The sequence below is a fragment of the Phormidesmis sp. 146-33 genome, from assembly GCF_052939515.1.
In genome coordinates, this window is the sequence record NZ_JBJPHU010000002.1 from 102229 (window position 1) to 115569 (window position 13341).

Here is a 13341-nt window from a genome sequence, read left to right on the forward strand (position 1 = left end):
TGGATTTGTTGATAAGGCTCTTGGGATTGGCGGTTTGCTTTTCACTTCTGGCTTTTAGCTTTTGCGTTTGGGGTCGATCGACGGTGAGGAACAACTATCAAAAGGCATAATCTGACGTTAACCCCGTCTTTAGAATCGTGTGGCTGGCTAACCTGACGTGAATTCGATGAAATTCCTCGCTGTAGCGATCACTCTAGGCAGCCCCCTAAATCCCCCAAACTTGGGGGACTTTGAGCAAGAAATCCTGTCCGAAAGTCCCCCAGATTTGGGGGGTTGGGGGGCAGAAGCGTTAAATACCGAAGTGGGCGATCGGGCGAATGAATTCGCGGCTAATAGAACAAAACCTGCCTTCGCAGGTTAAAAAGGTTTTTTTTGTGATTTTTGGCAAACCGCTTGAGTGGGTGACTAACTCTTTACTTCGTTGGCGAAGCTGGCCCAGCGGACAAAGTGAAACGGGCCGGCCGCAGAACCCCAGACCATTTCATCGGTGGCGGGATCTCGACCGCGATCGAGACTCATAAATTTCTGATTGTCGATTTCAAATTCGCTATCGAGGTAGGTGAGTTGTCCTTTGCGGGTTACCATGCAGGCTTTTCCTGGCTCGACTTGTCCTTTGAAGCTGGTGCCTGTCCACTCTACGTGCATGTTGCAACCGGGTAGTTTTTCTAAGCGATCGAGCTTGAGATCTTGCAGGCGTTGGGTATCACGAGAAGCGCCGTAGAGAGTCTTTTCATCGTGAACAATATAGTTTTCGATCTCGATGCGTCCGTTGTTTTCGAGCAGTTTTAACACCCGAACTCGATAGGGGTCGTTGAGCATGTAATCGTAGGCTTGCTCAATGTAAAAACTTACACCTGTAAGCAGGTCGATCGGCAAAGGACGCATACAAACTCGAATGTGAGCATAGAAAGGTGGATTTTCAAAGGCTTGTTCTTGATTGCTAAAGTCGGCGGCCATCAAACGGGCTAGGGCTTGAATATCGGTGGAATGAGTCATGAAAGTTAACTAAAATTGCGGTCTGCTTTGAAGAACATTTTAGGGGCTTGGGAGATGCCTGGAAACAATGTCTCTGAGTCTCTGGTGTGTGACTTATCAGTTGATGAGGCTCGATCGTTCCTTGGTACGGGAGAAGTTGTCGTTAGGAAAGCTTGATCGTTCCTTGGTACGGGAGAAGTTGCCGTTAGGAATACTCGATCGTTCCTTGGTACGAGAGAAGTTGTACTTGAAAATATAGGCTGGTTAGCTCGATCAATTTGCAGACGCAAACCTACCGATTCATCAAACTAAAGGGCGCATCTCTCACACTTTTCCTTTGAGGCGGAGTAGGAGAAATTGGGTAACTTGGTTGAGAGAATTAAAATTGTCATCGCTGACGAGAATCAGACTTTGGGAGCCGTCTGATAACCGAGGGCCGATCGCCATTCCTTCTAGATTATCGATCGGAATGTCGAGTTGATTGAAATCTAGTAAAAGCCGCTTGCGAATGGGCTGAGTGCCTTTGAGGGTGCCTTTGAGACTGGCGATTGTCGAAATGTCAGTCGCGCCGCCTGTGGCGATTTGAAACAGCTTGACCTGGAAGCCTTGGAGTCCAAACGATCGCTCTAAACTGAGAAAATGACCTGCCTGGTCGATTGCCAACAGTTCACTCAATCCCTGGTCAAAGGCTCCGACGGGTTTTGGCTCTAATGGGTAAAGGTGTTGAGAGATTAGCGTAAAGCGATCGTCTTCGACTAGATAATGCAGCAGGCGATTTTTGGCTCCCTGGTTGGCGTTGGCGGGTTCTAAATCCTGGATGAGCGAAGACTCGGTGGCGGTGAATAGGCGATAGGGTTCCATTGCTCCCATGCTGGCGGCTCCGGCGTTGAGTGTGAGTGGCTCAAATCCTGCGTTGTCTTGAATGCCGCGTTTTTGCAGTAGTTGATTGGAATCGTCTGGTAAAAATGCCTCTGGAATGGGGAGTTTGCGCTTTAGCTGTCCAGTTTTGAGATCAAATTCGCCAATAAAGGGTGCAACGCCATCGCGAACTACCCCTTCACTGGAGATAAAGAGTGAGTCGATCGGTGAGAGGGCAATTCCTTCTGCGTCGATCGTGCCTTTCTCAAAGGGCTGTCCTGTTTCTGTTTTGAGCGTTGTCACAGCTTTGATGCTGACAGTCTCAATTTTTGATTTGTCTGGATTTAACGCCAGCGCCATTGTATAAAATCGGGCGGGTGTGCGGTCGCTGCGATCGTCTGACACTGCATAAAAGAGATTTTGGGGACGGTCGTAAGTGAGGGCGGACAATCCCCCCACAGGCGTGTCTTGAAACGTTGTTTTGGGCAGCGTGTAAGCCTCTAAAAACTCGACGGAAATGGGTAAAAACAGCCGATCTTCTGCACTCACCTGGGGCAAACTGCAAGCGGTCAGCAGAGTTGATAAAAGAACGATCGCCCACAGCCCTGATCGCTTGAGAAGTACGGAACAAAAAGAAGCCATAAATTTCTTAAACACCAGACCTAAAAACCAACTATAGAAGATCTGCATCGCTGCGGAGTCTTCCCGTCACCTTTGACCAAAAATGATTAAATAAGTGAAGCCATTTTACAAAAAGCCTGTGCCAGAATTCTCAAAGCCCGCTCGATCGCTCGCCGGAATTGCCGGAATTGTTGCGATCGCCACGCTGATCAGCAAAGTGTTTGGGTTGGTGCGTCAGGTTGCGATCGCGGCGGCCTTTGGGCTGGGAGCGGCCTACGGTGCTTACCAATATTCAGCGATCATTCCAGGGTTTTTTCTGATTTTGCTGGGTGGCATTAACGGCCCGTTTCACAGTGCGATGGTCAGTGCGCTTGCCAAGCGCGATAAAGAAGAAGCGGCTCCTCTGGTCGAAACGGTCTCTACACTGGTGGGCGGCGTTCTATTTCTGGTTGCGCTAGGGTTAATTGCGTTTGCGCCTCAGTTTATCGATCTGATTGCGCCCGGTTTGCATCAGACTGCCCACGGGATGGAAGTGAGAGCGATCGCCATTCAACAATTGCGAATTATGGCTCCTATCGCCTGGTTTGCTGGCATGATTGGCATTGGGTTTGGCACGTTGAATGCGGCGGATTTGTACTGGTTGCCGTCGGTGAGTCCGCTGTTGTCGAGTGTGACGATCGTGATTGGGGTCGGTGCGCTGGCGTTTTATCTGGGACGGAATATTGTCGAGCCTCAGTATGCGGCGATCGGGGGAATTGTTTTGGCGTGGGCGGCTTTGGTGGGGACAATCTTGCAATGGCTGGCGCAGGTTTGGGCCCAACAAAAGGCAGGATTGAGCCGATTTCGATGGGGGTTTGACTTTCAGAATCCGGGTGTGCAAGACGTGATGAAGGTGATGGGGCCGGCTCTGTTTGCGTCGGGAATGCTGCAAATCAATGTCTACACGGATATGTTTTTTACGTCTTTTTTGCCCAATCCGGGGGCGGCGGTGTCTGCGTTAGACTATGCCAATCTTTTGGTACAAACGCCTTTGGGTATTTTGTCGAATATGATTTTGGTGCCCTTTTTGCCTGTGTTTTCTCGGCTGTCTGATCCTAAAGATTGGGGCGAGTTAAAGATGCGAATTCGTCAGGGATTGTTGATGACTGCGATCGCCATGCTGCCCTTAAGTGCGTTGATGATTGCGTTGGCAAAACCGATCGTACGAGTGGTTTATGAACGGGGGGCGTTTAAGCTGGGCGATTCTGGACTGGTGGCGATGGTATTGATGGCCTATGCGATCGGGATGTTTGTTTATTTGAGTCGAGATGTTTTAGTTCGCGTCTTTTATGCGTTAGGCGATGGAGATACGCCGTTTCGCATTAGCATTGTCAATATTTTCTTGAATGCGTTGTTTGACTTTCTATTAATTAAGCCACTTGGTTTACCGGGATTGGTGTTAGCGACTGTTTCTGTAAACGTCATCTCTACGATCGCGCTTCTGTGGTTTTTGAATCGTAAACTGGATGGCTTGCCGTTGCGAGAATGGATTTTGCCTGTGGTGGGGCTAACGGTGGGAAGTGCGATCGCGGGTCTGGCCAGTTGGGGCACTCTTTTGGGATTGCGAAACGTGCTAGGTAATGAAGGGCTGCCAATTCTACTGATTCAACTTTGCTTATCGGGTCTCGTCGGACTGTCTCTGTTTGCCCTTTTCGCCACTCAGTTGAAACTTCCAGAAATCGATTTATTTGTAGGCCGGATTCGTCAGCGTTTTGTTAAAAGCTAATGTGACGTAAATTCGATGGAGTTTTTCGCTTTGATGTCGAGTATTTCTGTCTCCCAAGCTGCCAATTTTGGGGAACTTTCAGACAGGAATTGCAGGGCAAAGACGTTCATCAAACAGATGTTGTATTAACGTTAATTCGATAATTTTTTCGCTGCGTTGTTTAGCGCTTCTGCCCCCCAACCCCCCAACTTTGGGGAACGTATCAATGATCGCAGCAATTTTCTGACACGTCTAAGGTGATCTTCTGCGATGATAAGTTCTTTAATTGCTTGCTTGTATTACGTGAGAATCTTACAGCGATCGTACAAATTCTTTAACTGCTTGTCGAAAGATGTTTCGATCGGCAGGGAGGGCGAGAGGTTCGGTGGAGAAGATGTAATAGACATCGCCACCATCGGTCACTTCAAATGTAGCCGAGCATTCTTTTGCCCAATCATCTAGGTGACGACGCGCGATCGCAGGTTCTAATCGCGTTGCTGTTGCAAAATCTAATAGCGACACTCTTCCCTGATTGATTTGTAATAGCTGAAAGAAGCGATCGCGAATGGCGTGACGAGAGGCTTTTGAGCCAGCGTAGATTAGCAGTCCGCCAATGGATGCAGGTGCCAATCCAAAAAATACTAACAGCAACCACAACAGCGCCAATGCCCAACCTGGAGGATTGCCTAATGTGATGCCTAGTAGAAGACCGATCGAAACCGCTCCTCCACCACACAACAGCAGCCCACCGACTACCTTTCCGGCTACGCTCCAGATTCGATTCATCGCACTGTCTTAGCTCCAAGTCGTGTTCTTTCAGAGTAGCTTGTTTTTTTCCGTTCGGGGGTGCGGGAGCTTGGGGGTTAACCGTCCTGTCTTAGCCCAAAATTCTTACCGAAAGTTAGATAGCCGAAACTTCCTTCTTGCGATAGGTTTGAGAGGTTGCCTTGCTGATCTGACTCAAACCCGCTATCCCCATCGCCTTTATGTTTTCACGCATCGTCCAGACCAGTTCTCGCCAGGGAGAAATCGTTGAAGTCGTCTTGAGAAACGGCTGGGACTACATGAGACGATTGTTGACTGGGGGCAAAGTTGATGAGCCGAAACTTCCGCCCCCTGCGGTTTTACGCAATATTTTGGTAGACCTTGGGCCGGTCTATGTCAAATTGGGACAACTGCTCAGTACTCGCCCTGACCTGCTGCCCGCCGAATATATCGAAGCGCTCTCAACGCTGCAAGCCGAAGTGCCCCCGGTGGACTGGTCAGAAGTTGAAGTGGTGATTCGCAAACAGCTAAGAGCGCCTCTCGAAGAAACCTTTGCCGCGATTAACTATCAGCCTGTGGCGGCAGGGTCGATCGCTCAAACGCATCGGGCAACCCTCAAGGATGGTCAAGAAGTTGCTCTAAAGGTGCAGCGTCCTGGGTTAGAAGTCGTGATCGAACAGGACATTTCACTGATTCGCCTGATCGCTAAACTGGTTGCACAAACTGACTTTGGACAGTACTACGACATTGTATCGATCGCTGAAGAATTTACGCAGGCGCTGCGGGCAGAACTTGACTTTACTCAAGAGGCTCACAATACGGATCAGCTTAAACGCAATCTCGCGGCTTCTCGTTGGATTGATGTCGATCGCATCACGGTGCCGCAGATTAATTGGCAACTGACGACTGACAAACTGCTGGTGATGGAGTGGTTGGATGGTGTCCCGCTATTGGCTGCCAGCTTCGACAATCCGCAATTTGAAGGGGATGTCGATCGCGAACGGGAAGAAATTTCCACTATGCTGCTAAGGGCGTTTTTTCAGCAGATTTGTCTGGATGGATTCTTTCATGCTGATCCGCATCCGGGCAACTTGTTTTACCTGCGCGATGGCCGGGTGGCTCTGTTTGACTGTGGTATGGTCGGACGACTCGATCCGCGCACTCAGCAGATCTTGCTGGAATTGATCTTGTCGATCGTCAATCTGGATGCTCAACGCTGTACTCAGCTAATTTTGCAACTAGCGCCCCCGACTCAGCCGATCAATCGCATTAAACTTGAAACAGAATTTGACCAACTTCTGCGCCGCTACTATAGTCTCAACATTTCGCAGGTCAACTTTAGCAAGCTTGTTTACGAAGTGCTGCAAGTGGCTCGAAGCAATAAGATTCGCATTCCTGGCAATCTTGGGCTTTGTGCTAAAGCGATCGCCAACCTGGAAGGCATTGCCCGCACCCTTGACCCGAACTTCAACATTCCGAATAAGATTCGTCCGATGATGACGGAAGTGTTTCAGCGACAAATCGTAGGAGAGGCTCCGCTGGCTGCGTTGTTGCGGACGGTTTTGGATGTGAAAAATCTCTCATTGCAGTCGCCGCGTCAGGTCGAAATGCTGCTCGATCGCGTCACGTCAGAGACTTTGCAGTGGAATTTTTCGGTACGAGAACTGGAGCCAATGCGCCGGACGGTTGATTCTTCTGCCAATCGGCTTTCGTTTAGCGTGGTGGTCGGGTCACTGATTATTGGAGCAGCCACAATTTCGGCGAATACTCAGTCGAGTCAGGTCTATTGGTTGAGCGATGTACTGTTTGCGGCGGCGAGCTTTTTGGGACTGTGGTTGATCGTGAGTATCTTACGATCGGGACATCTGCGATGAGTAGGATATGAATTTAGTTGTACGGAAACATTAAAGTTGGAAACTAAAACGTAAACATGGAAACTGAAACGTAAACATGGAAACTAACTGTCACACTGTTTCTAGACTACTGACTAAGCTATTAAAGCTTTGAATGAGAGAAGTGTTAAGAATGTTTGCAGGCTTTACTGATTTTAGGAGCTAGATCCCAAGTTTTTATTTGCAACAAAAACTTCTTAACTGGCGAGTCTCACTATAAGACTAGCTCCAAATTTCTCCAGCTATGAAGTCCCTGAAACCGTTTGTTTGCCTTGTTCAGAGATGATTTTAATCATTTAGCAAGAAGCTTTATAAGAAAAATTTATATAACCCCGCCATAGTGGAGTAGCACGTTTTCTGCATGGGATTAGCGGTGCACTCTTGAGAGTAGTTGCAGGTACTTCAGATCCTGCTTACCCAAACAAGCACGACGAGTCGCTACTACATCTAAGCTTCTACTTGCGTTCTAGTCGTTTGAAGGAGCGTAGTTAGTAAAGAGTACAGGAATCGATACTTCTAAAGCTTCAGCTATTTTTTCAATATTTTCTAGAGCGGGATTTATCTCACCCCGTTCGACATTAGCAATATAGCTACGATGAACTCCTGCTCGTTCAGCTAACTCCTCTTGGGTGATGTCCAATTCTCGTCGCCGCTTCCGAACAGCTTGCCCAAATCGTTGTTTGATGTTCAGTCTGTCATTTTTGCTCACTGCACAATCGTCAGAGAGCACAGCAGTTTTGTCTATATAAAATAAATAGCAAAATGTGCTATATAAATAACAATTGATTCTAATCCGTTTTTATGGGCAATCCCTTACCTCAGTTGCCACCCGTTGTGCTCCCTAATGCCCTGCCCAACGACCTCCCTCAGCCTAGATTCCATCTGGGTGATTTGGTGTGCTGGCGATCTGTCCCAAACGCCGACTTTGGACGTGTTCTGGGAGTGCTGTATGCCCACGAAAGCGCTCATGAAGTTACAGGTTTGCACTACCTAATTTTGCTTGACCCTGAAAGTCCCTCGCGATCGATCTGCCTCCATGATTTTGCTTATGAGGAGGACCTTGAGTGTTTAGAAAAACCACGGCATAAACTTGAGGCAGATTCCTATGACTGAGGAACAGCAGCAAGCACTGGAACTGATTATCCAGATGCAGATAACCCCTCAAACTTTCAGCTACCGCTGGAATGCTGGTTATGAGGTATTGGCTGAACTCTGCTGCACTTCTCGGTCAAACGCCTATCACTGGCTGGGTGGGCAGGCTAGTCGCCGCGTCGCCAGTCGATCGCACCAACGAATTCTAGCACTCACAGATTTTATGCTGTCACATACAGACCAGATTCAAACTCCACTTGAGCAGTGGCAGCATCAGCAACCCGATTAACCTCCGCTCTTAAAAATCGCCTTCTATAACATTTCTCTTCGTAACGCAAGCTGAATTCGCCAAGTTTTGTCAATTTGACAAAACCTGGGCTGATCCTCTTGCTCCCCTCCTGTGTGAAACGTTTAATGGGATGCATTAATACGCTTGTATCGCGCTATGGCATCTTCTAGTCTCACGGTTGGTAATCTAGTCAAAATCCGAGTCAAGATTGAGGGTACGCGCCCCCTACTCTGGAATCATTTTGGTCCGCACGCTTTGCCTCTGGAACCACAAGAACGAGGAGGTATTGCAGGCAATGACCCAGATGAGTGGCAGCGATCGGTCTTAATGTCGCTTGATCGAGAACTCTACCTCCTGCCGAGTTCTATTTTTAAGTGTCTGCGTGAGGGAGGAAAGTTCATCAAACAAGGGCGCGGCACTTTGGAGAAGCTGGTCGCCTGCACATTAAGGGTTCAAAGCAATCCAATCATGGTTGAAGGACGCTTCGTCCCTAAGAAACCAGAGTATTTGAATGACGGCATTTTTTTGGAGGAGATGCCGGAAGTCTTTGTCGATGTCAGTCCAGTCGTAAATCCAGCTACCCGACGCCGAAATATTCGTTACAGAGTGGCAACAGCTCCAGGATGGACCTGTACCTTTACAGCTGAGTTTGACAAGACGATCGTAACCCGCAACCAGATGAACAGCATTTGCATACAAGCTGGAGAGTTTGTTGGGCTGGGAGATGCTCGAACAATCGGGTTAGGGCGGTTTAAGGTACTCGCTTTTGATGAGCCTGACTCCTCTTAAGGGGTCAGGACCTGGTATGGCTCGACTAGGCTAGGCGCGTCCCGCCTCGACCTGACCCGGCAGGGCATGGCTCGGCATGACAAGACACGGCATGGTTTACAGGGATAAGGTATGAGTAGAACGAAGCGGCAAGCTAGGGCAACGTGGGGACGAACACGAAAACGGATTTGGGAGCGCGACCGGGGTAAGTGCCAAGGACCTTACTGTGCTGCTACACTCCCTTACTCGCTTCCATTATGGCGGGCAGACATTGATCATATTGTGGAGTTGTCACGGGGAGGTGATAACAGCGATCGGAATCTCCGCACGCTCTGCCGTCGTTGTCACGTTCTTCGTGCAAGTCAGGCACACCAAGGCATGGTTGCTCATGCACTGCGGGATGAATTAATCCCTGCCGATTGGCGATCGCTTGTTTGGGAGTAGATTAATATGCCGCTTTATGCCATCCTCCACAGCGATATTGAAGGGCTGCATGACAAAAGTTGCACGTTAGTTCAAGCAGCCTCTTCTATTGAGATCGCCCAGCAGATGTTGGCTCATCCAGAGCAATGGCAAGCGTTGTTGTATCATCTTTATCCAGACGATGGTGATCCTCGCAGTGTGTGGCAACGAGTTCAAAGTGATGGACTCACCCCCGAAGCACTGTTAGCCCTGATTGACCAAACCTACTCTGATGAACCGGCTGAGATGGTGCGAATTCAGCTAGTTCAGGTTCAGTCCCTTAATCAGGTAAAGGTTGAAACCCGGTGGATGAGTTCCGATGCTTCAGACTACTTAGACAGCATGTCCGGAGATCCCTGCATTTCACCAGCACAAATTCCTTCCTCATCGACCATTGGGGAACTTATGACAGCCTACACGCAGCTCAGGCGACGCAAAGGTAGGGAGTTATCCACTCAATTGAATCAAATGAGGCAGCAGGTCATTGCTGAATTTGATTCAATCCGTCAGCAAGAGCTAGAATTCACCGCCCTTCAGGAGACTTTGCTCGATCAACTGCGGACTCATTTTGCTTTCGATGCGCGATCGCTTCTAACAACCACCGATTTCGAGCGGTTTGTACACTCCATGTCGGTAGCAGGCTTAGAAGAATCAGGTACAACACCACTGCAAGTCGCTCAAGATCCAGCGGATTGGACGTTGAAAACCCTACCTCACCCCCTACAACTGCAAAACATTCAGACAATCAGACCGTCTAAAGAGCCTGAAATTACTGAGTTTTTTGTTGAGATGCAGGTCAGTTTGGGTGATTGGACCCAGTTTCTGTCTGTTCCAGTTGGCGGATCAAAAGATGGACTTTCGGTCTCCTATCGGCCTCTTTACACGACGCAACAGTGGATTGAGGTCAGTTACCAGCTACAAAAGAACCTGACGCAACTTCCGATCGCTCCCAACTTACAGCTTGAATTAGCCCAGGAACTGGTCTGCCTGCTCACCTACATTGGCGAATTGTTCAATGCTGTTGGAATCGTCGATCGTCTTGGTAATTTACGGGTTTGAGTAGAGGTATCGCAATTCTGGTGAGGAGATTGAAGGTTCTTGCTGAGGTTAAGGCTTTCAGTTTATGTCTAATTGGAAGGTTACAGATATGTCTAAATCGCTCAAGTTGCCCTGCAAACGTTATTTACTGGTTTCGATGCTGCTTGCCTTCTTCTTGGGAATAAACAAGTCCTTGCTGTTCAAAAGATTCCTTTCCTACGGACGAGCGTTGAAGATACAAAGTTGGTTACTTCATCTTTGGCAGATGGAACAAAAGCAACTCTGTGCTGTGACCTTTCGAGTTCTTGAACATTGTTTTAGGAGTGGCGAAATTGATTTAGATGAAGACGTTTTGGAATACTTTAAAGACCTGAAGGCGATGGAAGCCGAAGGTCGATATAACGAAGTCCTGCACCAACTGTATGTGCCTCGAAACAAATCTCACGAGGAAGGTGGCAAATGCACAGTTCCCAGGCACGATTGATTCAGGACATCAGTAATTTTGGGATTGGTCGGATTATTGCGTTTGTATCCTGAATTGTAAGGGCTGGAACACGCGAAAGGACACCCTATAGCAGGGTTAGAATGCTTGATGTTTGGAGATGGAAGAGGCGATGATCGTTTAATTACTCCATTATTCTGAATTGAATGATTGTCATTGGGATTGATTCTCATGTCTGTAAGCTTGCTGGATGATTATCTCGCCTGGTCACCGGGTTCCAAAATTGAATTGGTAAACGGGCAATTGATCGTTGGGGACAGTCTCGTTCACAGCCGTCGATTACTGAGCCAAATTCTTCGAGGGTGGGGGGTGGAGGCGATCGCTGCCCTTGCTCCGGAACAGTTGTGGTGGCAGGCGTTATCCCACACATTCGGCGCACCGATGTTCATCAGTCTTGATGGGCTTGATGCTTCCACAGTGCAACAGTGGGCAGATGGAATTGACTATCAGCCAGAGAATCCTCCCCATCACGGCGATTGGCGATTTTCCTATTCTCAACTGCGACAAGCCTTACGGATGGCAATGTTTGGGTTGGGGATGCGGTATGAGAAATTGGGACAGTCGTTGGGTGGTGGGTTTGTCCATCGGTTAGGGCAGTATGGGTTCATGCCCGATGTCCTGTTTTTTCGGGGTGAGCCGCGCAATAGGCTGTATGAGTATTACCTGGAAGGATCGGCGGACGTGGTTGTGGAGTTCATCCAACCGGGTTGTGAGGAGTACACCTACACCGTCAAGAAGCTGATTTATCAGGCGGCTGGTGTTCCAGAACTGTGGATTGTGGATGTGGTTCAGTGCCAGATTGAGTTATGGCGGTTAGTTGACGGAGCATACCAGCGACAAACGATCGATGCGGCTGGACGATATGTGGTTTCCAGCGTTCCGGGCTTGACCTTCATCCCTGACAAGATTTGGCTGGCAAAGGATGACTGGGATTACCCGCTTGAAGAGACCTGGTTTGAAGTGGCAGCAGATGCACCTCGGCTCACTCGCATGTCCCAAATGGGGGAAGGGGTTGATTGGAGTAAAGCACTGCTCAAGTTTCCCGTTGCGTTAGACCCAGTGGCGATCGCTTTTGACGACTACATCTACTGGTGTCCAGAAGCAAAGTTTGAGTTCGTCAACGGACGACCTGACATTGGTGGACGAGAAGGCATCAAAGGATTGGCAGGAATGCTCATGATGACTTTTGGACTGGCAGAGGTCGTCAAATTGGCTCACCCTTGTGATTGGGTTGCTGCTCTGCTGGCACAACGAAGGGTAGCCGCTGACCCCAACCACAAAGCAGATGCCTGGAAGTTGGCGCGAGATACGGCTACCTTCCTGCGGGATCACTACTCAATCGATCGCATTGTGGTGGCAGGCGATCTGGTTGCGCCCGAACCCTTGAATCTCTGGTCTGAGCTCGTGCTGGTTGTTTGGGGTTTGCCAGAGGTTGAGGCAACCCGTTCTGAATCAGGTCGAACCCGATATACCAGACCAGAGGCGATCGTGCGGCAGTTAAGTGACTATCCTCGGATTCGCCTAGTGGATGCTGGTAAGGATCTCACCTCTACCGAAACAGCACTGTTGAATGCAGGCTATGTTGAGCTTTGAAGAATTTTCTGTCTTGGGGTTTGCTGGATTGGGCTGGGTTATAAAGTGAGGATGGATACAAAGAGTCTGGAGTTTCAGGATGGCTCAGACTGTGAAAGAGATGCAGATCGGTCAATACCTGACGCTGGAGGAGTTCTGCACCTGTACGCAGACCTATCAGAAGTATGCGGAGCGGATTGACCCGTATCCCGAAAACTTAGAAGAGACAATCCCAGCGTTAGAGGCTCTGTGCCACCACGTCCTTGATCCTGTGATTGCTCACTTCGGCAGGGAGCGGTTTCAGTTGACCTATGGGTTCTGTTCAAAGGATTTGAAGCGGTTCCTAGCTCAGAAAGACCCAGAGACGGGGATTAAGAATGGGCGGGTTGATCCGAGCCGCGACCAGCACATGGCACATGAGAAGAACCGGAATGGCAGGTATTACTGCGATCGCCTCGGTGCTGCCTGTGATTTTCAGATCGTGGGGTTGGAGAGCGATCGCCTTGTGGAGTGGATTCTAGAACAGCGATTGCCGTTTGACTCCCTGTACTACTATGGGAGCGATCAACCCATCCACATCAGCTACGCTCTTCAACAAAGGCACAATATTTGGACATTCATAGACGGAGGAGTGCCTACGAGGAGGGGCATTGAGCGATGGATTAGTTTACAGGGCTAACAGTTTTACTGGAATGTGTGCTAATAGCTTAGCACTTCATAAAATTCTCATGTCTCTAAAGATACTCCTAATTCTGCTGATAGA

General features: G+C 49.0%; 14 protein-coding genes. 10 read left to right on the top strand and 4 right to left on the bottom strand.

The window, feature by feature from the left end; translation table 11 throughout:
* Nucleotides 1-166 precede the first annotated feature (166 nt).
* The gene (locus ACJ2PR_RS01730) at nt 167-361 is read left to right on the top strand and encodes a hypothetical protein (RefSeq protein WP_446875675.1); all 195 of its coding nucleotides are present in this window, start codon (nt 167-169) and stop codon (nt 359-361) included.
* Nucleotides 362-405: 44 nt separating this feature from the next.
* Here ACJ2PR_RS01730 and ACJ2PR_RS01735 read toward each other — a convergent pair whose 3' ends face one another.
* Nucleotides 406-996, bottom strand: coding sequence for a CpcT/CpeT family chromophore lyase (locus tag ACJ2PR_RS01735; RefSeq protein ID WP_446875676.1), 591 nt, complete (start codon nt 994-996; stop codon nt 406-408).
* 303 nt (nt 997-1299) lie between these two features.
* Nucleotides 1300-2475, bottom strand: coding sequence for an esterase-like activity of phytase family protein (locus ACJ2PR_RS01740; protein ID WP_446875677.1), 1176 nt, complete (start codon nt 2473-2475; stop codon nt 1300-1302).
* 118 nt (nt 2476-2593) lie between these two features.
* Here ACJ2PR_RS01740 and murJ point away from each other — a divergent pair, with 118 nt between their 5' ends.
* On the top strand, nt 2594-4219 hold the full coding sequence (murJ, locus tag ACJ2PR_RS01745) for a murein biosynthesis integral membrane protein MurJ (protein ID WP_446875678.1): 1626 nt from the start codon (nt 2594-2596) through the stop codon (nt 4217-4219).
* Nucleotides 4220-4510: 291 nt separating this feature from the next.
* Here the strand turns inward: murJ and ACJ2PR_RS01750 are convergent, their stop codons facing one another.
* Entirely contained in the window at nt 4511-4984 is a 474-nt protein-coding gene (locus ACJ2PR_RS01750; RefSeq protein ID WP_446869648.1) for a hypothetical protein, read from the bottom strand.
* 200 nt (nt 4985-5184) lie between these two features.
* Here ACJ2PR_RS01750 and ACJ2PR_RS01755 point away from each other — a divergent pair, with 200 nt between their 5' ends.
* Nucleotides 5185-6837 carry an ABC1 kinase family protein gene (locus tag ACJ2PR_RS01755; RefSeq protein WP_446875679.1) on the top strand — a complete coding sequence of 551 codons (1653 nt, stop codon included), beginning with the start codon at nt 5185-5187 and terminating at the stop codon, nt 6835-6837.
* Nucleotides 6838-7321: 484 nt separating this feature from the next.
* Here the strand turns inward: ACJ2PR_RS01755 and ACJ2PR_RS01760 are convergent, their stop codons facing one another.
* Nucleotides 7322-7564, bottom strand: coding sequence for a helix-turn-helix domain-containing protein (locus tag ACJ2PR_RS01760; protein ID WP_446875680.1), 243 nt, complete (start codon nt 7562-7564; stop codon nt 7322-7324).
* A 396-nt stretch (nt 7565-7960) separates the two neighbouring features.
* On the opposite strand from ACJ2PR_RS01760, the gene ACJ2PR_RS01765 reads away from it, so the two are divergent.
* From ACJ2PR_RS01765 to ACJ2PR_RS01795, 7 genes are all read left to right on the top strand, one after another.
* Nucleotides 7961-8236: a hypothetical protein gene (locus ACJ2PR_RS01765; RefSeq protein WP_446875681.1), complete on the top strand. Its 276-nt coding sequence runs from the start codon at nt 7961-7963 to the stop codon at nt 8234-8236.
* 156 nt (nt 8237-8392) lie between these two features.
* Nucleotides 8393-9025, top strand: a complete 633-nt coding sequence (locus tag ACJ2PR_RS01770; RefSeq protein WP_446875682.1) for a hypothetical protein — start codon at nt 8393-8395, stop codon at nt 9023-9025.
* Nucleotides 9026-9136: 111 nt separating this feature from the next.
* On the top strand, nt 9137-9448 hold the full coding sequence (locus tag ACJ2PR_RS01775) for an HNH endonuclease (RefSeq protein WP_446875683.1): 312 nt from the start codon (nt 9137-9139) through the stop codon (nt 9446-9448).
* A gap of 6 nt (nt 9449-9454) precedes the next feature.
* The gene (locus ACJ2PR_RS01780; RefSeq protein ID WP_446875684.1) at nt 9455-10525 is read left to right on the top strand and encodes a hypothetical protein; all 1071 of its coding nucleotides are present in this window, start codon (nt 9455-9457) and stop codon (nt 10523-10525) included.
* Nucleotides 10526-10589: 64 nt separating this feature from the next.
* Entirely contained in the window at nt 10590-10988 is a 399-nt protein-coding gene (locus ACJ2PR_RS01785; RefSeq protein WP_446875685.1) for a hypothetical protein, read from the top strand.
* A 189-nt stretch (nt 10989-11177) separates the two neighbouring features.
* Nucleotides 11178-12599: a Uma2 family endonuclease gene (locus ACJ2PR_RS01790; RefSeq protein ID WP_446875686.1), complete on the top strand. Its 1422-nt coding sequence runs from the start codon at nt 11178-11180 to the stop codon at nt 12597-12599.
* A gap of 79 nt (nt 12600-12678) precedes the next feature.
* Complete coding sequence (locus ACJ2PR_RS01795) at nt 12679-13257, top strand: hypothetical protein (RefSeq protein WP_446875687.1); 579 nt, start codon at nt 12679-12681, stop codon at nt 13255-13257.
* The last annotated feature ends 84 nt before the right edge of the window (nt 13258-13341 follow it).

Coding starts and splice junctions, on each gene's coding strand:
- ACJ2PR_RS01730 (WP_446875675.1), top strand. CDS start 167: ATGAAATTCCTCGCTGTAGCGATCACTCTAGGCAGCCCCCTAAATCCC.
- ACJ2PR_RS01735 (WP_446875676.1), bottom strand. CDS start 996: ATGACTCATTCCACCGATATTCAAGCCCTAGCCCGTTTGATGGCCGCC.
- ACJ2PR_RS01740 (WP_446875677.1), bottom strand. CDS start 2,475: ATGGCTTCTTTTTGTTCCGTACTTCTCAAGCGATCAGGGCTGTGGGCG.
- ACJ2PR_RS01750 (WP_446869648.1), bottom strand. CDS start 4,984: ATGAATCGAATCTGGAGCGTAGCCGGAAAGGTAGTCGGTGGGCTGCTG.
- ACJ2PR_RS01755 (WP_446875679.1), top strand. CDS start 5,185: ATGTTTTCACGCATCGTCCAGACCAGTTCTCGCCAGGGAGAAATCGTT.
- ACJ2PR_RS01765 (WP_446875681.1), top strand. CDS start 7,961: ATGACTGAGGAACAGCAGCAAGCACTGGAACTGATTATCCAGATGCAG.
- ACJ2PR_RS01770 (WP_446875682.1), top strand. CDS start 8,393: ATGGCATCTTCTAGTCTCACGGTTGGTAATCTAGTCAAAATCCGAGTC.
- ACJ2PR_RS01775 (WP_446875683.1), top strand. CDS start 9,137: ATGAGTAGAACGAAGCGGCAAGCTAGGGCAACGTGGGGACGAACACGA.
- ACJ2PR_RS01780 (WP_446875684.1), top strand. CDS start 9,455: ATGCCGCTTTATGCCATCCTCCACAGCGATATTGAAGGGCTGCATGAC.
- ACJ2PR_RS01785 (WP_446875685.1), top strand. CDS start 10,590: ATGTCTAATTGGAAGGTTACAGATATGTCTAAATCGCTCAAGTTGCCC.
- ACJ2PR_RS01790 (WP_446875686.1), top strand. CDS start 11,178: ATGTCTGTAAGCTTGCTGGATGATTATCTCGCCTGGTCACCGGGTTCC.
- ACJ2PR_RS01795 (WP_446875687.1), top strand. CDS start 12,679: ATGGCTCAGACTGTGAAAGAGATGCAGATCGGTCAATACCTGACGCTG.